Genomic DNA, 510 nt, shown 5'->3' on the forward strand with positions numbered 1-510 from the left:
CCGGTCGATGTTCTGCAGCAGCAGCGGCGCGACGTCGACGACCTCGGTGACGCCGGCGGCGTTGGCGCGCAACTGATCCGTGACCGCCGTCAGCCCGGACAGGCTGGACGCCAGCTGATCCTGGTACTGGGTGAACGCCCCGCTGGTGTTGTTGAGGAAGTCGTTCATCTGGTTCAGCGTGGCCTGCAGGCCCGGGGACTGCTCGGCCAGCAGCGAGGTCATCTGCGTGACCTGGTTGCTGAAATCGCGCACGGACTGGTCGTTCTCGGCCAGCATGGTGGTCAGCTCGTTGAGCTTGACGATGATGCTCGCGACGGCGTCCTTGTTGTCGACGCCGACCTTCAGCGCGCCGGACAGGGCGTTGAGGGTGTCGCGGATCTTCTCGCCCTGGCCGTTGACCATGTCGTAGAGCAGGGTGCCCGACAGCGGGCCTTCTTTCTCGCCGGGCGCGGGTTTGAGCGCGTCGGCGAACTGGTCGATGGTCTTGATCATCGTGTCCAGCTCGACCGG

1 pseudogene is annotated in these 510 nt (G+C 65.7%); it reads right to left on the bottom strand.

Going from position 1 to position 510, the window contains the following annotated elements:
* Positions 1-492, bottom strand: a pseudogene (locus IU476_RS35675) (mammalian cell entry protein); the annotation flags it as partial.
* Positions 493-510 lie beyond the last annotated feature (18 nt).

This window comes from Nocardia blacklockiae, from assembly GCF_015477355.1.
Taxonomy (GTDB): domain Bacteria; phylum Actinomycetota; class Actinomycetes; order Mycobacteriales; family Mycobacteriaceae; genus Nocardia; species Nocardia blacklockiae.